We start from the raw sequence: 20881 nt of genomic DNA, 5'->3' as shown, positions 1-20881 counted from the left end.
GGCGTCGGGTCTCCTCTCCGGCGGCTCAGGCGGCGTAACGGTTGGCGGGGCGGTCCAGGCCGAGGAGACCGCGCAGGGTGCGTGCCTCGTAGGCCGTGCGGAAGCGGCCCCGGCGTTGCAGCTCGGGCACCAGGTCGCGGCTGATCCGGGGCAGGTCGTGCCCGGTGACGGCGGGCCGCAGCCGGAACCCGGTGAGTCCGCTCCCGGCCAGCTCCTCCAGCAGATCGGCCAGTTGGGCGACCGTCCCGGTGAAGACGCGGGCGTCGCTGGTGTACGGCTCGCCCGCCAGCTCGTCCAGGCGCCCGCGCCGGGCTGTTGCCCCGGCCGTCGTGTCGTCCAGGAAGACCACGAGGTCGCCGAAGACATGCAGCGGCTTCTCGGCCCGGCCCGCCGCGTCCTGCTCCGCGCGGACCTCGGCGACCATGACACGGGCGTCGGCCGCGTCGTACGGCGTGACGTAGCCGACGTCGGCCTGGCGGGCGACCAGCCGGTAGGGCCCGGTCTGGTGGGCCAGGGCCGTGACCAGGGGCTGCCCCTGGGGCGGGCGCGGGGTGATGGAGGGGCCCTTGACGCTGAAGTGGCGGCCCTCGAAGTCGATGTAGTGCAGCTTCTCACGGTCGATGAAGCGGCCGGTCGCGGCGTCCCGGATCTCCGCGTCGTCCTCCCAGCTGTCCCAGAGCCTGCGGATCACCTCCACGTAATCGGCGGTCTCCTCCAGCAGGCCGGTCACCGTCTCCTGGGCGGCCGGGCTGTCGTAGGCGTCGATGGGGGCGATGACCCGGCGGCCGAAGTGCGCGGCCTCGTCGGGGCGGCCGCTGATCCGCACCCGGACGCCCGCACGGCCGGTGCTGACGTAGTCAAGGGTGGCGATGGCCTTGGAGATATGGAACGGCTCCGTGTGCGTGACCACCACCGTCGGGACCAGACCTATGTGGTGAGTAAGCGGAGCGACCCGCGCGGCGATCAGGACGGCGTCGAGCCTGCCGCGCACCTGGTCGGTGCGGTCGTCGGGCTGGAGGGGGTGCGCGGACTGCGGGGCGAGGCCGTCCTCGATGGTGACGAAGTCGAGCAGTCCGGCCTCGGCCTCGGCGACCTGGTCGGCCCAGTACGCGGCGGTGAACAGCTCGTCGGGGCGGGCGGCCGGGTCGCGCCAGGAGGCGGGATGCCAGCCGGTGCCGTCGAGGGCGACGGCGAGACGCAGTCGGGAATCAGGGGATGCGGGAGCAGAGGGCACGAGGAACGCCTTCCTTGAGGGTCCTTGCGTGGGCGACATGACGTGGGCGACATGAGAAGTGCGGGGGCGGCGCGGGCGAGTGCGGGACGCACCGGCCCTCGCGCGGAGGTGCGCGGTGGAACGAAGGTCGGGAGATGCGCGTCAGGCGCGACAGAGCGCGCCGGCCACCCGCTGCAGATCTATGTGCGGCCGGGAGTGCAGCAGAACGGAACGGCCGGTCCTCAGAAGGCGCGGGCACGGCACGCGGTCGAGCACCTGCGGCATGTCCCCCACCCCCTCCGGTCCTTGCACTTCGGCGCTTGCACTTCGCGTCTCGTCATGAGGGCCAACGCGCGGCCGCCGAAACGTGTTCCCGACACGCCGAACATCACCCGTTCGCCTTTCCGTAGCAGGTCAGCAGCCTGTCAGCAGTGGGTCAGGAGTTGTCCAGCGGCAGTCCGGGCGGGTTGATCTCCGCCTTGGTGACGGACTCGTCGGAGAGGTTGTAGGCGGAGAGCCACTTGGCGTACCGCCCGGAGTCGATCAGGTGGTTGAGGGCGTCCGCGATCGGCTTGGCGAGCCCGCTGTTCTTCTTCGTGGTGGCCGCGATCAGCCCCTGGAGCCGGGCGCCCGCGCCGGAGAACGTGCCCGCGCTGCGGGTCGGGGAGGGAGATCCGGCGGTCTGCTTCACGTGGTAGGCGATGCCGGGGTTGGCCGCGAAGTAGGCGTCGATCCGGCCGCCGGTGAGCGCGAGGTAGGTGGCGTTCTTGCTGGCGAAGTTCTTGACGGTGAGGGTCCTGCCCTCCTTCTTCAGCTTGTCCCGCCATTCGAGGAGGATCTTCTCCTGGTTGGTGCCGTTGTCCACGGCGACCGTCTTCCCCGCGAGGGTGCGGTAGTTCCCGCCGAAGTTCCAGCCGCTCTTCTTCAGCACCTCGAAGCCGACGTTGTCCTTGCGGTAGGAGGCGAAGTCGTACTTCCGCTTGCGTTCCTCGGTGTCGGTGATGTTGGCGAAGCCGACGTCGGCCTTGCCGCTGTCGATGCCGACGAACATGTTCTCCCAGGTGTAGTTGCGGATCTCGGGCCGCAGCCCGAGCACGGCGGCGACCAGTCGGGCGAGATCCGGCTCGGCGCCGGTCAGCGTCTTCTGGTCGGAGCCGACGAACGCGAGCGGCGGGAACCCGTCGGGCAGCGCGCCGACCGCGACTTTCAGCGTGCCGTCCTTCCGTACGGCGGCGGGGAGTTCGGCGCTGATGGACTTCACCTCGGCGACGTCGAGCCGGGTCTGGGTCGCGGCGCCGTTGGACACCTTCCCCACGGTGACCGTGCCCCGGGCGTCGGTCGTGGTCGCGGCGTCGCTCTCCCCGCCGCAGGCGGCGAGCAGGGTGGCGAGGAGGGCGGCGGCGGTCGCCGCGACGGTACCGCGCACCGCACGGCGCCGGGTGATGAGGTCACGGGGCATGGCTGTCCTTGTCGTTCGTACGGGAGGGCGTGGGGACGGAAGGGCGTGGGGACGGGAGACCGGACGGTCCGCGAAAGAGGGGGAGTTCAGAGCACCTTGCTCAGGAAGTCACGCGTGCGTTCATGCCGCGGCTTGTCCAACACCTGGGCGGGCGGCCCCTGTTCGACGATCCGGCCCTCGTCGATGAAGACGATCCGGTCGGCGACCTCGCGCGCGAAGCCGATCTCGTGGGTGACGATGACGAGCGTGGTGCCGCCGGAGGCCAAGTCCTTGATGACGGCGAGCACTTCACCGACGAGTTCGGGGTCGAGCGCGGAGGTCGGCTCGTCGAAGAGGATGATGCCGGGACGCAGCGCGAGGGCGCGTGCGATGGCCACGCGCTGTTGCTGGCCTCCGGACAGCTGGCGCGGGTAGGCACCGGCGCGGTCCGCGAGCCCGACCCGGCCGAGGAGTTCGCGGGCGAGTTCCCTAGCCTCGGGCTTGCCGAGGCGGCCGGTGGCCACGGGCGCGGCGGCGACGTTGTCGAGGGCGGTCAGATGCGGGAAGAGGTTGAAGTTCTGGAAGACGAACCCGATCCGGCCGCGCTGCGCGAGGATCGCCCGCTCGCTCAACTCCCGTAGCCGACCCCGGTTTCCGCGCCGTACGCCGATCAGCTCGCCGCCGACGCTCACATGGCCGATCTCGGGTTTCTCCAGGTGGTTGACGACGCGCAGCAGCGTGGACTTGCCCGAGCCGGAGGGGCCGAGGATGACGGTCACCTCACCGGGCCGCACGGTCAAGTCGATGCCGTCGAGGACCTGTTGGGCGCCGTACCACTTGTGCACGCCGTGGATCTCCAGCGCGGCGGGGGCGGTCTCCTGGGTGGTGGGGGTCATACGGCGCTCTCCTCACGCAGCCGGGCGCGGAGTCCGGCGAGGGCGGCGCGGGCCCTCCGCAGCGGGGTCGGGGGCAGCGCGCGGGTGGCGCCGCGCGCGAAGTACCGCTCGACGTAGTACTGCACGACGGACACGGCGCTGGTCAGGATCAGGTACCAGACCGTGGCGACGAGCAGCAGCGGCACGATGTCGCCGGGGTAGGTGCTGCCCATGCTCTGCACGGTGCCGAACAGGTCGAGCAGGGAGACGTAGAAGACGAGGGACGTGCTCTTGACCAGGCCGATGAGCTGGTTGACGTAGTTCGGCACGATGGAGCGGAGGGCCTGCGGGAGGACGATCCGCGTGAACTGGTAGCGCCGGGGCAGGCCGAGGGCGGCGGCCGCCTCGTGCTGGCCCTGGTCGACGGAGAGCAGTCCGCCGCGGACGACCTCGGCGGCGTAGGCGGCCTCGTTGAGGGCGAGGCCGATGACGGCGACCGTCATGTCTGTGGCGAGCCGGGACTCGTCGAAGGTGACGAACGCGGGCCCGAAGGGGACGCCGAGGCTCAACGTGCGGTACAGCGCGCTGAAGTTGTAGAGAAACTTCAGCGGGCGTCCACGAGACGGTATCACTCAGACCCGGGAGAGCAGCAAGAGCAGGTCGCGTTTTAGGGGAGTGAAGGGATGCACCAAGGGACGGCTACCTGCATCCGAACTGCCGTCAACATCTCCGAAACCACGGTCTCAAGCACTCTGAGCTGGTGTTTTGCACCCAGTGCATGAACAGGCGACCAGGACGGCAAGCGCATCCTCGACTCACTCAATCGACGCAAGCAAACGCTCTCCGCGCACCCTCTGGCGGTCCACCTCAAAGTACAACTTCCGCCAGACGTCGGCAGGCTTGACCGGATCGATGCTGACCTGATGCTGACTTTACTGACACTCAGTCAGATTTCCATCGAGCACCTACTTGACGACTTCCGCGTACCGCGTGCCACAGAGGTTGCGAACGTGTCCCGTGAGCTGTCAGCAGCAAGCCTTTCGCGCGGAAAGGACGAGACCACACCCTCATCGGAACGGCGCTGACCGGAGTCCGGCTTATGCGGTCCCCACAAATCCAGGGCGAGACGCATCCCGGCGTCATGCCTGACGCAGTACTCACGTAAGTGCGAACCCGAATGCCCACCGACCGGGTACTAAGTGCCCCCGTCGAAGAGCTGGGATGGCGACGTCCATGGTCGAGCCCATGCGTCGAGGGGCCCTCCAGAGAACCAGCGTTGCAAAACCCTCAATGGGGATCGGAATAGCCTGGCAGGCCGAGCGGGACAGGGACGAGGGGACGGGAATCGTCCAAAGCTCCCTCGAGATAGAGGCGGAAGTGCTCACCACCCTGGGGGCGGAAGACGACCTCCATGTCGGCGGCTTGGCCGACCTTGAGCGCCGCAATGGCCTCCCGGCCATTGTCCGCCGTGACGCGGGTATGGAACAAGTGGACACAGCCGATGTCCAAGGTACGTCCCCCGAGGGTTACTTCAAAGCCTGGAGGGCTGAAGCGCAGGCATTGGGGCTCAGAACCAAGGACGGTGCGGAGGGACGGCGAGTCGCGGCCGTTGAGGGTGACGGTCACCGTACGCGCCGACCGGTAGGCCACGCACCGGCCCTCGATGAGCAGGCGTGCGATCCGCAGGTCGATGCGTTCGGCGCCACTGTAGACGAGTGGCGCGGGAAAATACGCCTCACAGTGACGCTGCACGACCTCCAAGTCCGAGAGGTACGAGAGCAACTTCTCCGCCTCGGCGTTGTCCTCATCTGTCCCCCTGGCAGGCAGTTTCCCGGATCCGATGCAGGTGCCGTCGACGGTGATACGAAACGAACCTCCTCGCAGGATGCGTTGATGCAGCCGCAACACCTTCACCGCCTCAGCGGGCTCTCGGTCGTTGAGATCGAAGGAGTACCGCATCTTTCCCTCGACGCTCGGGTCGAACGGAACAAGCATTTGCAGTCGGGCACCACGGATGTCGGCCTCGACCGAGGCGCCCAGTTCGCCCGAGCGCTGAGCGATCAACCGTCCGGCGTACCGCCCGTTCGACATCCCTTCGGCATCCAGGAACTCGATCTCGGCAGCAGCATCGGCCTGCGCGGCATCCAAAACGGGTTGCCAGATCACTCGGACGTCGCTGACCGTCTTCGACAGCCATTCCGGGCCGTCGACCGCCAGACTGGCCACCGCTTCAGGGGGCAATTCGACTTCCTCGGCAATCCCGTACCCGAGGGAGCGTGTATAGGCTGAGGTCAGACCGGCGTCCATTGCCTCGGGCCGCGTCTTCAGGCGCAGCCGCACAGGGCTGACCTCGTGCGCGAGTGCGTGCTGGGCACGCAAGGTCTGGACCACGGTGTCACCTCGACGGGCGAAGTCCCAGGTCCAGTCGGGATCGACGTTGTCCGCTCGGCTACCGAGGGCCCGAACACGTCGGATCAGATCCTCCCCATCAGCCAGAAGTACCTGTTCACACATGAAATCTCTGGCCGCTTCCCGTGCTTGATCACGGGTGAAGGTGGCTTCCAGGGACGAGTGGGTGGCGAAGCCGTTGTCGAGTGCTGGCCGGTCCATCACTGAAACCGTCACCGTTCGGCCGACGGCAAGCCTCTCGACGAAGGCGCGCTCCGACGCGGTGAGTGTGCATGGGACCACCAGAGTCCACTCCACCGGATCATGCTGCAAGGCCCGCAGGAACGACTTCTTGATCGCGGTACGGCGTCCGCGGTGGGAGCCGGGAAAGCCGTCGGGGTGGTATTTCAACTGAAAGATCCGCAGCCCGGTAGCCGTGCTGACGCGAACGTCGATCCCTTGGTCACCGCCACGCCCGTTCAATGCGATCGCGTTGCCGTTGTACATGCGGTGGAGCAACGCCTCCACATAGCGGTCGAAGGCAAGCTGCCCGATTCGGTCCCACTCGATCGCCACTCCGTGCACCTCCTTGTTAGACCGGCATCCTGGCACAGGGGACTGACACCAGGTGCCGAGCTTTGTGCCGGATCGGAAATCAACAGCTGGGCAGAGAAGTTGTGCCGCTCTGGCGCCCTCGGGAGCAACCGAAACAGCAACCGAGCATCCAGCAGATCAGGGTGGCCTCAGCTAACGGTTGCGGATCCGGACGCGGTCTACGACACCCCGGGGCGACCCACGAACCAACTGGGAACCGACATGCGAGTTCTCCCTGGCCGTCTGGAATATCCCCACGCCGATGTTGATTGCTCTTCCCGTAGTGATCGCGGGAGGAGAACTCTGGTGGCCGAGCTGATGTTGTTCCGGCGAGACGCGGACGGTCGAGACGTCGAGCTGGCCGGTTCGACGGTCGCGCTGGAAGTGGAGCTGCAGCGGCGAGTCGAGGCCGGTCTGGAGCGGATGCTCGGCATTCGGTTCCTGGCGTCGGAGTACGCGACCGGTCCGTGGCACCGGGGCCGGATCGACACCCTGGGGCTGGACGAGAACGGCAGCCCCGTGGTGATCGAGTACAAGAAGGGCTCCGACAGCGCGCTGTCGCAGGCCCTCTCGTATCTGTCCTGGCTGGAGTCCGCGCACCACGAGTTCGAGGCGCTCGTCCGGAAGGTGCTCGGCGCGCAGGCCGCCGAGACCATCGACTGGCGTCGCCCGCGGATGGTCTGCATCGCGGCCGCCTTCTCCCACCACGACCGCGTGGCCGTGCAGCGGCTGCCCGAGCGGATCGATCTGGTGCGCTACCGCGTCTTCGAGGGCGGCCTGCTGAGCCTGCTGCTCGTCGACTCCTCGCCCGGCCCGCCGGGCGCTGCTTCGTCCCGGCGGACCCGGGAGCGGGAGACGGCGGTCGACATCGCGCCTGCGCTACCGGTAACTCCTTCGCCGTCGGGTGTCGGCCTCGTCCCGGAGTGCCTGCGGGACCTGTATGCAGAGCTGGACGACGCGCTCACGGCGTGGGGCGAGGTCGAGGTGGCGCCGCTGCGGCACTACATCGCCTATCGGCGGCTGGTGAACGTCGCCTCGGTGATCTTCCGCCCGAAGCACGAGGCGATCCTGGTCTACCTCAGACTCGACCCGGACTCGGTCGCGTTGGAGGAGGGCTTCACCCGCGACATGCGCGGCATCGGCCATCTCGGGACCGGGGACCTGGAGGTGCGCCTCGCCTCGGCCGCCGACCTGGAGAAGGCGGCGCCGCTGATCCGGCGGGCGTTCGAGGCGGCCTGACGCAACGAGAAGGGCGGCTGGCGCATCGGTTTTTCGATGCACCAGCCGCCCTTCGGCGTCTGTGGCCCGCCGGCCCTGGTTCTCTCCGCTCTCATGATCAGGCTTCCGGTCCGGCCAGGGCGAAGTCATCCTGCGTCAGCTCCGCCTGGAGCCGCTGTTCGGCGACGTCGGCGTAGTGCGCGGACAGCTCGACACCCACGAAGCGGCGTCCTTCGCGGAGGGCTGCGACACCCGTGGAGCCACTGCCGGTGAACGGGTCGAGGACGACGCCGCCTTCGGGGCAGATCTGCACGAGTTGCCGCATGATCTCGACGGGCTTCTGGGTGATGTGCACCCGGCCCTTGCGGGGCTGCGAGGCGATGTAGTGGCCGGGGAGGTAGAGGTCGCGGTCCTTGTCGAGGGTGCCCTTGACGCCCCAGACGATGAACTCGGACGACTGTTTGAAGCCGCCCTTGCGGGGTCGGCTGGCGGGCTTGATCCACGGGATGGTGCCGGACCAGGTCCATCCGGCCATCTGCAGGGCGTCGGTGGTGGTCGGTTCCTGGCGCCAGTCGGTGAAGACCATCGCGACCGCGTGCTCGGTCGAGGCCCGGTAGGACTCGGTGAGCAACTCGGTCAGCCAGGAGCGATAGGAGCGCTGGTCGCGATTCTCGCCAGGGAAGTTGGCGAGGTCGTGCGCCGAGTTGCCGGTGACGTACTTGGCCCGCGCGGTGCGTGCGGTGCGGTCCGAGCTGGTGCGGCCGCCGGAGTTGTACGGCGGGTCGGTGATGACGGCGTCGACGCTCTCGTCCGGGAGGGACTTCAGGACGGTCAGGGCGTCGCCTCGGTGAAGCGTGTAGCTCACGGGAAGGGCCTCTCTCAGGGCATGGGGGGGCTGATCCCGCTCCGGACAGCCCTCAACGGCGTTCTTCCAGGGCGGGGTTGTGCCGGAGGTTAGAGGCGATCTCCGGCCGGACCTAATGCGGTGGATCGCGCTGCCGGCCCGGGGCCGGGAGTCGTTTGGTGCGGCCGGAATCCCGGTCTACTGTCTCGCCATGTCACCGGGCAGGAGCCTCGCTCCACCCCTGCTGACCTGTGCTTATCCGTGCTGCTGTGTCCAATCGGACGGTACGGAGGGCATGTTGACCTCTTCCTTCCCGCACGCCGTCAGGAGCCCCGGTGTTCTGCCTGAGATTACGAGCGCGGCTGGCTGCCGCGCGTGACCTGAGACCGGCGTCAAGGAGCCACCAACTCCCTTGACCCGGGCCGCCCGAGCGGCGGATTCACATCGGCGCGGTGCCGACGGCTTTGCACGAGAGGTCGGCGCCGCGCCTCCTACGAACACCGAGGAGCCGCTGCGATGCAGCACGCCCTGATACATCCGCGCGCCGACGCAACGCCGTCACCCGGTCGGCACTGCCGCCTCGGTGAACGGCGGCGGCGATGAAGAAGACCACCGGAGCCGTCGTCGGTCTCTGCGCAACCGCTCCGATGCTGCTGGCCGTTCCGATTCTCGCCCTAGGGGCCGGCACCGCCTCGGCCTCCTGCTCGACCGGCGGTGCGCAGGATGTGGACACCGCCGCCGTCGCCACCCAGGTGAAGGCCATCCTGGACGGCGGCGACAAGGGGTCCATCTCCGTCCCGGGCCTGGACGCCCCGGCCGAACAGGTACCCAACGCCAAGACGATCCAGGCAACCGGCGTCGCGATGAACATGCCGCCCCGCGGGCAGGTCGTGGCCCTGGCAACTGCCATGCAGGAGAGCCGCCTTCGGAACCTGACGTACGGCGACCGCGACTCGCTGGGCCTGTTCCAGCAGCGTCCGTCGCAGGGCTGGGGCACGGCGAGCCAGATCCTGGACCCGGTGCACGCTTCGACCAAGTTCTACGAGGCGCTGCGGAAGGTCTCCGGCTGGCAGTCCCTGTCCGTCGCCCAGGCCGCGCAGGCGGTGCAGCGGTCGGGCTACCCCGAGGCGTACGCGAAGTGGGAACCGCTGGCCACCGCTCTCCAGCAGGCCATCGGACCGTTGCTGCCGAAGGCCGACGGTTCGAAGTCGTCCGGTCCTCTCGCCCCGAGCGGCTCGCCGGCGAGTGTCTCCACGGGCTGTGCGAGCGGTGGCGATGGGAGCGATTTTGACACCATCCCGCCCGGCGCGGTGCCGGCCGGGTACAGGATCCCGGCCGAGGCTCCGCCGAAGGTTCAGACGGCGATCCGCTGGGCGCTCGGCCAGCTCAAGACTCCGTATCAGTGGGGCGGTAGCTGCACGGACTCCCATGGGCGCGATCCGATGGGCCGCTGTGACTGCTCCTCGCTGATGCAGCAGTCGTACAAGGCGACCGGGGTCAGCCTGCCTCGGACGACGTACACGCAGGTCAAGGTGGGCAAGCCGGTCTCGGTTGGTTCCCTTCGTGCGGGTGATCTCGTCTTCACCGAGGGCACGGCCACGGTCCCGGAGCATGTCGGCATGTTCATCGGCCAGGGGCTGATCATCAACGCCCCGCACACCGGTGACGTGGTCCGTATCGCGACCCTCGCCTCCTGGAGGTCGCAGATTCTCGCGGCCCGCCGCGTCGTCTGACCGGCCTCTCCCCCTCACCCTCTCCCCCCTTTTCTCTCCTCGCGCCACAGCGTCGTCCCCTCGGGCTTTGGCGCGCGCTAAATCGAACTGGTGTTGCAATGTTTCTTGTCCACGAGGCCATCCAGCTCGCCTACGACCCCGGAATCAAGCCGGCCGAAGGCGGCCTGCCCGGCCTGCCGGTCCTGAAGCAGGTAATGGGCTCCATCAACCTCTTCGGGCTCGTGGCCGTGGTCGGCGCGCTCGCCGTCAGCGCCGCCGTGTGGGCCTGGGGCCATCACTCGGGAGGCCATCAGACCGAGGCCAACGGCAAGAAGGGCGTCACGGTCAGCGCGGGCGCGGCCTTGCTGATGGGCGCCGCGAACGGTCTGGTGGCGTTCTTCAGCACGCTGGGCACGAAGGTCCACTGATGCCGGCCCACTCCTCCCGTCCCGGCGGCGCATCCCGTGCGCGCCGCCGGGCGCTGCTCGGCGGCGCCGTGCTCCTGGTGCTCGTCGCCCTCGCCGGATCGGTCGCCTTCCTCACCCGCGACCACCGGGTGCCCTCCAACCACCCTCGAAAAACGGCGAGTTCAGCGGCCTCGTCGTCGCCCAAGGCTTCGCCTTCCGTACGACCGCCCTCGGCCGCCCATCGCCATGCGCTTCCCATGCCGCCGCGTACGCACAACCCGATCGTGTTCGGGAAGGCGGCGGCGGTCGCGCTGTGGTCCTACGACACGCGGGCCTACTCGCAGGCCAGGCTGCTGGCCGCGCTGCGCGGGTGGCTGACCACGGAGGACCGGTACGCCGATGGCGCATCCGTGAAGGCGATGGTGCCGTCGCCGGTGCTGTGGAAGGAAATGGCCGCCAACGGCCAGTTCGCCACCGCCACCGCACGCGAGGGCCACTTCCCCGACTCCTTCACCCGGGCTCTCCAGGAGGACCCGGCCGCGATCACCCGGGCGTACGTGTACGCCGTGACGGTCTCCGGCAAGCAGTCGATCGCCTGGAAGGGCTCGCCCGCCGGAGGCGCGGAGAGCCGTGTGATCACCCTCGCGGTGCAGTGCCGCCCCCACCATCCCTGCGCCCTGGCCGGTGTCATGCCGGCGGTCGCTCCCTGACCCCCGACCCCAGAAAGGAGGCGACCCCATGGCAGTGTGCGACTTGCCGCTGATGGACAAGGTGTGCAGCGCCGTTGACTTCGCCGCCAATCCCGCCGGAACGGTGACGGACGGCATCGGCGCGTGGATCGCGAAGTCGACCGGTGAGCTCGCGGCCAGCGCCGCCGATCTCGCCACGAAGGCCGCCGACAAGACCACGGCCATCGACCTCAACGCCGGATGGTTCCGGGACAACTACGAGCTCCTGCTGCCCATCGGGCTCGCCCTGACCGTCGGCACGCTCTGCCTCCAGCTGATGCTCGCGGCCTGGCGCCGGGACGAACGCGCGCTCGCCCAGGCGGCGATCGGCACCATGACCGGCGTCCTGTTCGCCTTCTCCGCCGTCGCCTTCACTTCCGTCGCCGTCACTGTGGTCGACGCCCTGTCCGACGGTCTGTTCCACGCGGCCAACACCTCCCTCGACGAGGCGGTCCGCCGCATGATCAGGGTCAACGAGTTCGGAGCGATGTTCGGACTGGGCTGGGGTGTGCCCGCCCTGGTCGCATTCGGATGTGCGATCGGCGCGTTCCTCTACTGGGGCGTGATGGTCGCGCGCAAGATCGGCGTTCTGGTCATGGTCGTCCTTGCCGTCTTCGCGGGTGCCGGCGGCGGCTGGGAGGTCGCCAAGCGCTGGCGGCGCGGCTGGATCGAGGCCACCGCCACGCTGGTCGTCTCCAAACTCCTGATGACGGTCGTTTTCCTGATCGGCGTCTCGGCGATGGGCAAGTCCGATCCCCACGACGGCATCAGCGCGCTGTCCGACGCTCTGGCGGGCCTGGTCGTCATGCTCCTGGTCCTGCTGTGCCCGTACGCGACCTACAAGTTCATCCACTGGGCCACCGACGGCGGCGGGCACGACGACCTGCACCGCACCAGCGTGGCAGGCATGGCGGTCGCCGCCGGGGCCGCTAAGACCGCGGGCAGCCTGGCCATGCAGGCCGGCACCGGCACCCCCGCCCCGCAGGGGCCGAACCAGGTCCCCGGCGCGGGCGCCGACGGCGTCGCCTCCGGCATCAGCCCCTCCGGCGGCACCCTCAGCAAGGAGGGCATCGACGGCGGACAGCCCCGGCAGCAGACCCGCTTCCGGTACGGCGAGGACCCGAATGCCACGGGCGACAAGGGGCGGGCCCTGATCCAGCGGCCCGGGATCCCTCCGCTCATCACGCGTGCCGGGGACGGTGAAGCGGCTGAGTCCGAGGTCACCGTCCAGGGCGCCACTATCGGTTCCGATCATCCGGTCGGCACGTCGGTTCCCGGAGGCGCGACCCACGCGGGCGCCGTGCCGCCGCCTTCCACCGGACCGTCTGCCACCGGCTCCGCCACGCCGACGAACTGGGTCTTCCCCACCCAGCCGCCGTCAGGTTCCTGAGCCACCACACCCTTGGGGGCGGGCCGCACTCCACGGCCCGCCGCCGCCCCACCCGACCAGCAGGAAGGTTTCCGTCATGACTTCCAGAAGAGCGCCGCGCGCCCCGCCCCTTCGCCCGCTCTCACCCTCTGGAACCATCTTGTCCGGCAAGCACCAGGCCCCCGCGCCCACCGTGAAGTTCCCCCACCGCAGCAGGCGCGGTGTCCTTCTCGGCCTGACCGCCCCGCAGTTGACCGTCGCCGGTCTCACCGGCCTTCTCCTTCTCGCCGTCGTCGTCTCTCGCGGTGTGGTCGGCGCTCTGCAGCTCATCCCGCTGTGGGCCGTCATCGGCCTCCTCATCTTCGTCCGCCACCGGGGCCGCGCCCTGGCGGACTGGGCGCCGATCCTCGCCCGGTACGCCCTGCGCCGGATGCGAGGCCAGCTCGTCTGGCTCACCCGGCCCTCCCGCCGGCCGACCCGCGAAGGACTTCTTCACCTGCCCGGCACCGCCGCCAGCCTGCGCGTGGTCACCGCCCCTGACGGACGCTACGGCGCGGTCCACGACCCGCACAGCGGCACGCTGACCGCCGTGGTCAAGGTCTCCTCCCGCGCCTACGCACTGCTCGACCCCGGCACCCAGCAGGCCAACGTCGGCGGCTGGGGACGCGCGCTCGCCGCGCTCGCCCGCACCGGGCAGATCGCCCGCGTCCAGGTGATCGAGCGCACCGTCCCTGACTCCGGAGACGCGCTGCGCCGCTACTGGGAAGAACACGGCACCCCTAACGCACCGCTGGCCGGTGCGATCTACAGCGAGCTGATCCAGAGCGCGGGCCCGGCCGCCGCCCCGCACGAGGCGTACGTCGCGGTGGCCCTGGACACCAAGGCGGCCCGTCGCCTGATCACCCAGGCCGGCGGCGGGCTGACCGGCGCCTTCAGCGTCCTGACGCAGCTCACGTCCACCTTCGATCAGGCCGCGCGGACCGCCGGGCTCAACCCCACCGGCTGGCTCACCGCCCGCGAGATCGCAGCCGTCGTGCGCACCGCGTACGACCCCAAGGCCCATGCGGCACTGGACCGTTGGTCGACCGGCGGCCGTCCCGAGGCAGAGCCCGCCGCTGCCGGACCCGTGGTGGTCGTCGAGAAGGCGGACCACATCGCGACCGACTCGGCAGTCCACGCTACGTACTGGGTGGAGAACTGGCCGAGGACCGAAACGAGCGCGGGCTTCCTGCACCAGCTGCTGTTCACCGGCGGGGTCCGGCGCACGCTGTCGCTCTCCTACGAACCGAAGGGGCTGGACGCCGCCCTGCGCGACGTCCAGCGCAAGAAGGCCAGCGTGATCGCCGATGCCGCCGAGCGGGCCCGGCGCGGGCAGGTCGACTCCGAGGCGGACTCGATCGAGTACCAGGACATCAAGTCCCGTGAGCGCCAGCTCATCGCGGGCCATGCCGATGTCGCTTTGACCGGGCTGCTGACCGTCTCGGCCGACTCCGAGGACGAACTCCGCACCGCGTGCGCGGTCGTGGAGACCGCCGCCGTCGGCGCCCAGCTCGACATCCGGCCCCTGACCTGGCAGCAGGCCGAGGCGTTCACCGCCGCCGCCATGCCGCTCGCGCTCGCCGCCTGATCCCTCCTGTCGAAAGAGCACCCGCCGTGTCCCGCACCGCCAGTTCGACCGCGCAGGACTTCGTGCCCTTCGCCACCGCCGCGCTCGACTTCCACCGCGCGCTCAACCTCCCCGTCGGCCCGCTCGTCACCAGCCGCGCCGAGTTGGATGCCCTGCACGCCCATCTCGTCTCGGTGTACGAGCTGCTCGACGCCCACGCCCTGCGCACCGCCCAGCTCATCCCGGCCGAGGGCGACCATCTCCGCGCCGCCCGCACCCGGATCTGGCAGGCCGCCGACCACCTCCACGCCGCCTACCACGCGGCCCCCCGGCCGGACTCGGGCGAAGTCCCCGAACCCGAGGCGTGCCAGGCGGGCCTGCCCGAGGGGGCGCCGGAGCTGACCCTCTGCCAGCGCCACCAGCGCACCGCGCACCTGGTCCGCCGCCGCACCACCCCAGCCGACCTGCACGCGCCGTTCACCGGCCTCGTCCGCCGCTGACCCGCACCCCTGTCTGGAGAACCGTTCATGTCCCGCACCCGCGCCAGCGCCTCCCCCCTGTACGTGCCGCACAAGGCTTCGCGTGCCGAGCAGAGGGCCGCCCGAGCCGGTTTCACCGAGGCCCGCCGCAAGGCCCGACATGCCGGAACACCCCCCAAGCACCGTGCCGAGCAGACCCTCGACCCGGAACTGCGGCCGACCTACCCGGCGGCCGGTCGCCCCGGTCCGGGCTCGGCCCGGGGAGGGAAGCTCAAACTGCCTGCCCACCGGATGACCACCGCGACCGCTTCGGGGGCATTCCCCTTCGTCGCCGAGGGCGGCTTGGGGTCGGAGGGGGTTTTCATCGGCCGCGATGTGCACGCGGAGGCGGCCTTCTGCTTCGACCCGTTCTCGCTGTACAACAGCGGCAGGATCGACGGCTTCACGAACCCGAACGCGGTCCTCGCCGGGATCATCGGCATGGGCAAGTCGGCGCTCGCGAAATCGATCGCCACCAGGTCCATCGCCCACGGCTACCGCATCTACATCCCATGCGACCCCAAGGGCGAGTGGACCGCTGTCGCGCAGGCCCTCGGCGGCTACACCATCGCACTCGGCCCGGGGCTCCCGGGCAGGTTGAACCCGCTGGACGCCCCGGCCCGGCCCGCCTCCGTCAGCGCGGACGACTGGGCGACCGAGGTCCGAAAGCGCCGCCTGCTGCTCCTGGCCGGCCTGGCGCGCACCGTACTCAAGCGCGATCTGCTGCCGATGGAACACACCGCCCTGGACATCGCCCTCGACCTGGTCGTCGCCGAGGCCACCGCCCGTGGCACGGCGCCCCTGCTCGGCGACATCGCGCACGCCCTCGGCTCCCCCCAGCGCCTCGATCAGGCCCTCGGCCACCAGACCGGACACGTCGGGTCCGCCGCCCGGGATCTCGCGCACGCTCTGCGCCGCCTGGTGCACGGTGACCTCAGTGGCATGTTCGACGCCCCGTCGACGGTGGTTCTCGACCCGACCGCGCCGATGCTGTCCATCGACCTCTCCCGTCTCGGCGGCTCCGGCGACGACACCGCGCTGGTCCTCGCGATGACGTGCGCGAGTGCCTGGATAGAGTCCGCCTTGTCCGACCCCGACGGCGGTCGGCGCTGGGTGATCTACGACGAGGCATGGCGACTGATGCGGCACGTCGGCCTGCTGGAACGGATGCAGAGCCAGTGGAAGCTCTCCCGGGGCCTCGGCATCGCGAACCTCATGGTCATCCACCGCCTCAGCGATCTGCTCTCCGCAGGTGATGCCGGCTCGCGCGGCCGGGTGCTGGCCGAGGGACTTCTGGCCGACTGCTCGACCCGCATCATCTACCGCCAGGAGCCCGACCAGCTCGCCGCCGCCGCGTCCCTGCTCGGCCTGACCGGCGTCGAGACCCAGGCGGTGTCCGCCCTGACCAAGGGCCGTGGCCTGTGGAAGGTCGCCGGCCGCTCCTTCATCACGCAGCACATCCTGCACCCGGCCGAGCGCGAACTGTTCGACACCGACGCACGGATGGCGGCGTGAGCGCCTCTCCGCCCCGGAATCCACCTACTGAAAGGACACCAGAGACCCCGTGCCCCGCTTTCTTCACCTTGTCGTCGTCGGAGGCTGCCCGGACCGCCCGTACCTGGGCGTGTCCGCACGCTCCACGATGACCGGATACGACCCCCTCACCTTCACCCGGCAGACGGCAGAGCGGATCGCCACCGATCTCAACAAGGACGCCTGCGGGCTGACCGCCTCCTGGGACGGCGACTCGCTGATCTTCAACGCCACCGAGGAATACAACGGCGACGCATTCACAGAAGCGGTCGTGCCGGACGAGCACGGCCACTACACCATCGAGGCGTTCTGGCCCTGGAGCGTGTGGAGCGAGGACCTCGACCCGGACGAACATCGCCGCGCGTTCGCGCGCGGTGCCCGAACCTCTCATGAGCCGACGGATCCCCTGTACTCGGGTACCGTCCGCACCGCATGGCAGCAGGGGCGCAACGAGGCAGAACAGTGGCTCAAGCCCGCACTCCGCGGGCAGTGCCGACCGCACCAGCATCTCGTCACCCCTGAGCGGAAGCCACTCGAAGCTCCCAGCGCCCCGTCTCTCCCCAACCCGGCGCGGCGGCAGCGTTGACCCGCCGGACCAGCGCCGCTTCCGCGCCGAACGACCGGCCAGCTCCAACCGCCTCGGACTCGTCTGCCAGTGATCCAACGGCCTGGCGGCGGCACCTCCCGTCCCTGGCCGTTGCTGCCGCCGGGATCAGGCAGGCGTCTGACGAATGGGACGCCGTCTCGGACTCCTTCTGCGACAAGGACGGCTGGCCCGTCGATGAGAAGGGGTACGCGGACGGCAAGGTGAAGCGCGACGCCGAGGCGTGGAAGCACGCCGAGGTCTTCCTCGATCACGGGCCCGAGGTGCTGGCCGGGGTACGGGCCGCGGCCGACGGCCCGGACTACGTCGAGGGTCCGATCAGCGACGACCTCCGCCGGCTGCGCGGGATCGACGCCACGCTGGAACGAGCAAGGCAGGTCCGGAACGAGTGGGACCAGATCATGGCGCTCATGGAAGCCTCGCAGCCGGGCTCGCTCCAGCTCTACCAGGAGCAGGCGGAGGAGCACCGCAATGCCGAGGGCTGGCACTACGCGGACGAGCTGTCCTACCGGGGTCCGGCGCTCGTCCGGGTCGCCGAGCACCTGGCCGACCGGGCGGACGCCCGACCGGCTTCGCAGACCGAGCGGGCGCGCGTGGCCCTCACCCGGTCCGCCCCCGCACTCGTGGCGTCCCGCTCGTTTCACTTCCTGTTCCCTCAGAGCCGAACCCGCCGGCCCCCGGTCGTTCCCGCTGACGCTCCTAGCGCCAAATCGCGGCAGCGCCAAACCGGACGATCGCCGGATCCTCGTGGACCCCCGCACCCCTTCTAGCCCCGCGCGCCTGCGGCTCGTGCCGTCAGCCCGGGGCGTCCGGCAACGGAGAGCCCCCATGCACAACGCCCTCATCACCTTCGAACAGGACGGTTCGCGCGTCCACGCGTGGATCAGCGCGTCGTCCTACTCACCTGCGGCTTCCGAGCAGGAATACCGGTACGCGCCCCTTACTGCCACCCTGCGGCAGCGCGGCCTGGAGTGCACCGTCGAGTGGGGGCTCAGCGGTTACATCGTCAACGCCGAGCTGCCTGACGGCAGTTCACTGATCATTTCGCCGCCGCAGGAGCCGCCCTCCGAGCACCCCGAGTCCCCCGAGAGCTGGATCGTGACCCGTCACCGGACCGCCGCGCCCGCGGTGTATGAAGTGGTCTACGACTCCGAGCCCGACGGCCCCGACGCCCGGCACGGCGGCAGCGTCCCGCATCTGCTCACCGCCGTCGCCGCGCGCCTGGACCGGCTCGGCGTGCCGCTGTGCCTGGAGCAGGAACGATCCGTCGAGGAGCGCGTCGCCGGGAGGGTGCTCTACCGCGTCGGCTTCGTCCCTGCCGTGGAGTTCGGCGGGGCGGACTACTACCGGCTGCCCTCGGCCATGACGGATCCGGCCGAGCAGCGCCGGGTGGTGACCCGGGCCGTCGACCTGCTGCAGGCCGAAGGCTTCCGCATCGCCAGCGACCCGGCCCTCTTTGACCCCGCGCTTCCTCCTGCCCTGAGCCACGAGCCGAGCCTCGGTGACCGTCTCGGGCACCTGGCCCGGTCCGTCAAGACGGCGACGCACACGAGCAAGGCGGTCGCCCCGCTGAGCGAGCTGACTGCTCCCGGCGACGGCGTCCTCCAGCGGGTCGTGGAGATCGTCGACACGACGGCCGACTGGTGGGAGGGGTTCGGCAACATTGCTGATCACCGTGTCGCGGAGCGTCTGCGCCTGATCGCCACGGACTTGGACTCCTGCGCGGCCGAGCTGCGGGAGGTGCGCCACGTCATGGCCGATCGCCACACCGTCCACCCCAACAAGACGCAGGCGCAGGCGAACAGGGACTTCCCGTCGGCCTCTGCCTCGTCACGGGTAAGCGCCGCTCTCACCCCTTCGCCGTCGGCCGGGCAGCTCGCGGTTCCGGCCGCCCCGCCGACGGAGGCGTCCGCGCGCACGGTGCTGCCGTCCGCACGCCCCTCATCCGCCCCCGGCCGCTGACCCCCGCGCGCCACGGAGACGCCGTCTTCCGCGCCTGCAGTACCACCCCGACCCCGTTCGCCCCTCCAGCCCATCCCGGACGGATGCACCGTGCCCACCCCCCTCCCTGATCAGCTTCCCGACGTCGTAGTCGGCCGCCACCCCGACTACGGCATCGTCGCCACGAACCCCAAACAACTCCCCGCCAGCACATGGATGTTGAACCGTCTCGACTTTCACCCTGTACCGGGCCACGACTCGCTGTACGCGCTGAGCGACCAGCACCGTGACGGGCAGGGCCGCGCTGCGCAGGCCGTCGCCCTGCTGCGCCGGAGCGGCTACCAGGTGGATGTCGACGTCGCTCTCGATCCGTCGCTGGACTCTGAACCGGACCGGTTTCGCCGCCTGCGTGCGGAAGGAGACCCGGATGTCGCGTTCGCTGAACACCCGCACCTCGGTGTGGTCGCGGCCACCGACGACCAGGCTCCGGCCATCGGCTCGCGCATCCTGGAGGAACACTGCTGGCGGCTCAACCCGATCCTGGACGTGTACACGCTGCCCGTGACCACCGACCGCAGCGAGGCGCTCGCGAAGGTGGCGCTGGCCACGGCGGCAATGCAGCAGTCCGACGTCCTGGTGGGCCGTTCAACCTCGTCTCGCGCAGGACGTCCTCGCGCGTCACCGCGTACGTCACGAGCAGAACCAGATCTTCGAAGCCGCAAGGTCCCCGGTCCGCTCCGCCGCCTCCGGCACCAGCCCGGCACGCGCAGCTCTGCGTAGCTCGCCGCCGGTTTCCCCTACGGCGGCCGTCGCGCCGACGCCCAACCGGGCATCTCCTTTCATCTCTTCCGTCCGTCGCTGATGCAACTCCCTCTATCTCCGGCGACCACCTCGCCGATGTCGCCGACGCCACCGAAAAGGGCATCCGTAGGCGGGTAATCGCTCCAGGGTCAGCCAGTTGTGGGTTGTGGTTGATGCGGTGGTTCGGCGACCCAGGTTCGCATCGCCCGGCTCCAGTGGGCGGACAGGCCGTCCCAGACGAGGACCACCCGCTCGCCGCGGTAGAAGACCTTCATCTGTTCCAGGACCTCGATGAGGGCGGCGGTGTCATAGCTGCCGGGCTTGAGATGGAAGCATAGGCGGGCCCCGCGTTCGGGGTCGGTGGAGTGGTATCCCAGGGCCCCGGCCATCGAGGCCCGTTTCCAGTTCAGCCGGTGTCGCAGGAGCGGGGTTCGACCTCGGGGTGCGTAGGTGCGGCGGATCTGGGGCAGCAGGGAGACGCCTGATTCGTCGAGGAACACGATCCAGGCACGTGTGTTCACCGCCCCTTTTTGATGCGCGGCCACTCGTGGGCGATCCAACGGGCGATCTCGGATTCGTCCCTCTCGACGGCCCGCCGCTCAGGTCGCTGCAGACTCCATCCGAGCCGGCCGGTCAGCAGCCGCCACACCGACGCCCTCGACAACGACACGCCCGTCACCCGCTCCACGACGATGCCGACCCGCTCCAGGGTCCACAGGTCGGCTTCGAAACCATGAACCTGGGCTCCCCGTTCCAACGCGACCCGGACCGTCTCGGCCTGGGCGTCATCCAGCTTGGGCGGGCGACCGGTTGCCGCACGGCGTCGCAGTGCATCAGCACCGCCTTCTTCCCATACCCGCCGCCACCGTCGCACGCTCTCGGCACACACACCCACCGCCCGCGCGATCTCCGCATTCGAGACGCCGTCCCCGAACAACTCGACCGCCCGAACTCGCCGCGCTTCCGCCAACTGCGGCCGCGACAACGGAGGAAGAGAGGAACCGACCGCACAGGGAGAAGGTTCATAAGCCACCCCGACAGCCTTCCACCCACACGGCCACCACACCCACCGAACTTACGAAAAGATCAGTA

General features: G+C 69.8%; 20 protein-coding genes and 1 pseudogene. 12 read left to right on the top strand and 9 right to left on the bottom strand.

The features are described from left to right. Positions 1 to 25: 25 nt before the first annotated feature. The 6 genes and pseudogenes from GTW40_RS21420 to GTW40_RS21400 form a co-directional block, all read right to left on the bottom strand. Complete coding sequence (locus GTW40_RS21420; RefSeq protein ID WP_161181812.1) at positions 26 to 1234, bottom strand: LLM class flavin-dependent oxidoreductase; 1209 nt, start codon at positions 1232 to 1234, stop codon at positions 26 to 28. 141 nt (positions 1235 to 1375) lie between these two features. Further along, a complete protein-coding gene (locus GTW40_RS33750; RefSeq protein WP_343245756.1) occupies positions 1376 to 1498 on the bottom strand; it encodes a putative leader peptide in 123 nt (40 codons plus the stop codon). Positions 1499 to 1649: 151 nt separating this feature from the next. Next, positions 1650 to 2672 carry an ABC transporter substrate-binding protein gene (locus tag GTW40_RS21415; protein WP_161181811.1) on the bottom strand — a complete coding sequence of 341 codons (1023 nt, stop codon included), beginning with the start codon at positions 2670 to 2672 and terminating at the stop codon, positions 1650 to 1652. A gap of 86 nt (positions 2673 to 2758) precedes the next feature. Then, the gene (locus GTW40_RS21410) at positions 2759 to 3547 is read right to left on the bottom strand and encodes an amino acid ABC transporter ATP-binding protein (protein WP_161181810.1); all 789 of its coding nucleotides are present in this window, start codon (positions 3545 to 3547) and stop codon (positions 2759 to 2761) included. Then, a pseudogene (locus GTW40_RS21405) lies at positions 3544 to 4128 on the bottom strand (ABC transporter permease subunit); the annotation flags it as partial. The pseudogene GTW40_RS21405 and the gene GTW40_RS21410, both read right to left, overlap by 4 nt. Before the next feature lie 685 nt (positions 4129 to 4813). Beyond that, a complete protein-coding gene (locus tag GTW40_RS21400) occupies positions 4814 to 6490 on the bottom strand; it encodes a hypothetical protein (protein WP_161181809.1) in 1677 nt (558 codons plus the stop codon). 324 nt (positions 6491 to 6814) lie between these two features. On the opposite strand from GTW40_RS21400, the gene GTW40_RS21395 reads away from it, so the two are divergent. Continuing rightward, positions 6815 to 7747 (top strand): DUF5655 domain-containing protein, encoded by a 933-nt coding sequence (locus GTW40_RS21395; protein ID WP_161181808.1) that lies wholly within the window; start codon positions 6815 to 6817, stop codon positions 7745 to 7747. 97 nt (positions 7748 to 7844) lie between these two features. On the opposite strand, the gene GTW40_RS21390 is transcribed toward GTW40_RS21395, so the two are convergent. Then, positions 7845 to 8591, bottom strand: coding sequence for a site-specific DNA-methyltransferase (locus tag GTW40_RS21390; RefSeq protein ID WP_161181807.1), 747 nt, complete (start codon positions 8589 to 8591; stop codon positions 7845 to 7847). Between the two features lie 578 nt (positions 8592 to 9169). Here GTW40_RS21390 and GTW40_RS21385 point away from each other — a divergent pair. From GTW40_RS21385 to GTW40_RS21335, 11 genes are all read left to right on the top strand, one after another. Beyond that, positions 9170 to 10303, top strand: a complete 1134-nt coding sequence (locus GTW40_RS21385; protein WP_161181806.1) for a C40 family peptidase — start codon at positions 9170 to 9172, stop codon at positions 10301 to 10303. A 98-nt stretch (positions 10304 to 10401) separates the two neighbouring features. Beyond that, a complete protein-coding gene (locus tag GTW40_RS21380) occupies positions 10402 to 10710 on the top strand; it encodes a DUF6112 family protein (RefSeq protein ID WP_161181805.1) in 309 nt (102 codons plus the stop codon). After that, a complete protein-coding gene (locus GTW40_RS21375; protein WP_161181804.1) occupies positions 10710 to 11399 on the top strand; it encodes a hypothetical protein in 690 nt (229 codons plus the stop codon). The genes GTW40_RS21380 and GTW40_RS21375 overlap by 1 nt, the downstream gene beginning before the upstream one ends. A 28-nt stretch (positions 11400 to 11427) precedes the next feature. Beyond that, positions 11428 to 12807 (top strand): ATP-binding protein, encoded by a 1380-nt coding sequence (locus tag GTW40_RS21370; RefSeq protein WP_161181803.1) that lies wholly within the window; start codon positions 11428 to 11430, stop codon positions 12805 to 12807. 139 nt (positions 12808 to 12946) lie between these two features. Then, complete coding sequence (locus GTW40_RS21365) at positions 12947 to 14413, top strand: SCO6880 family protein (protein WP_161181802.1); 1467 nt, start codon at positions 12947 to 12949, stop codon at positions 14411 to 14413. A gap of 26 nt (positions 14414 to 14439) precedes the next feature. Further along, a complete protein-coding gene (locus GTW40_RS21360) occupies positions 14440 to 14892 on the top strand; it encodes a DUF6238 family protein (RefSeq protein ID WP_161181801.1) in 453 nt (150 codons plus the stop codon). 27 nt (positions 14893 to 14919) lie between these two features. Continuing rightward, positions 14920 to 16425, top strand: a complete 1506-nt coding sequence (locus GTW40_RS21355; RefSeq protein ID WP_161181800.1) for an ATP-binding protein — start codon at positions 14920 to 14922, stop codon at positions 16423 to 16425. Between the two features lie 49 nt (positions 16426 to 16474). Beyond that, complete coding sequence (locus GTW40_RS21350; RefSeq protein WP_161181799.1) at positions 16475 to 17029, top strand: hypothetical protein; 555 nt, start codon at positions 16475 to 16477, stop codon at positions 17027 to 17029. A 221-nt stretch (positions 17030 to 17250) separates the two neighbouring features. Beyond that, a complete protein-coding gene (locus GTW40_RS21345) occupies positions 17251 to 17817 on the top strand; it encodes a hypothetical protein (protein ID WP_237525609.1) in 567 nt (188 codons plus the stop codon). A 58-nt stretch (positions 17818 to 17875) separates the two neighbouring features. Beyond that, the gene (locus GTW40_RS33260; RefSeq protein ID WP_237525608.1) at positions 17876 to 19009 is read left to right on the top strand and encodes a hypothetical protein; all 1134 of its coding nucleotides are present in this window, start codon (positions 17876 to 17878) and stop codon (positions 19007 to 19009) included. Positions 19010 to 19099: 90 nt separating this feature from the next. Beyond that, entirely contained in the window at positions 19100 to 19768 is a 669-nt protein-coding gene (locus GTW40_RS21335) for a hypothetical protein (protein WP_161181798.1), read from the top strand. Positions 19769 to 19938: 170 nt separating this feature from the next. Here the strand turns inward: GTW40_RS21335 and GTW40_RS21330 are convergent, their stop codons facing one another. Beyond that, positions 19939 to 20310 (bottom strand): transposase, encoded by a 372-nt coding sequence (locus tag GTW40_RS21330; RefSeq protein ID WP_343245755.1) that lies wholly within the window; start codon positions 20308 to 20310, stop codon positions 19939 to 19941. Beyond that, complete coding sequence (locus tag GTW40_RS21325; RefSeq protein WP_161181797.1) at positions 20307 to 20774, bottom strand: winged helix-turn-helix domain-containing protein; 468 nt, start codon at positions 20772 to 20774, stop codon at positions 20307 to 20309. The genes GTW40_RS21330 and GTW40_RS21325 overlap by 4 nt, the downstream gene beginning before the upstream one ends. Between the last annotated feature and the right edge of the window lie 107 nt (positions 20775 to 20881).

Origin of the sequence: Streptomyces sp. SID4985 (genome assembly GCF_009863025.1) — a bacterium.
Taxonomy (GTDB): domain Bacteria; phylum Actinomycetota; class Actinomycetes; order Streptomycetales; family Streptomycetaceae; genus Streptomyces.
This window is presented reverse-complemented; position numbering and strand designations above follow the sequence as displayed.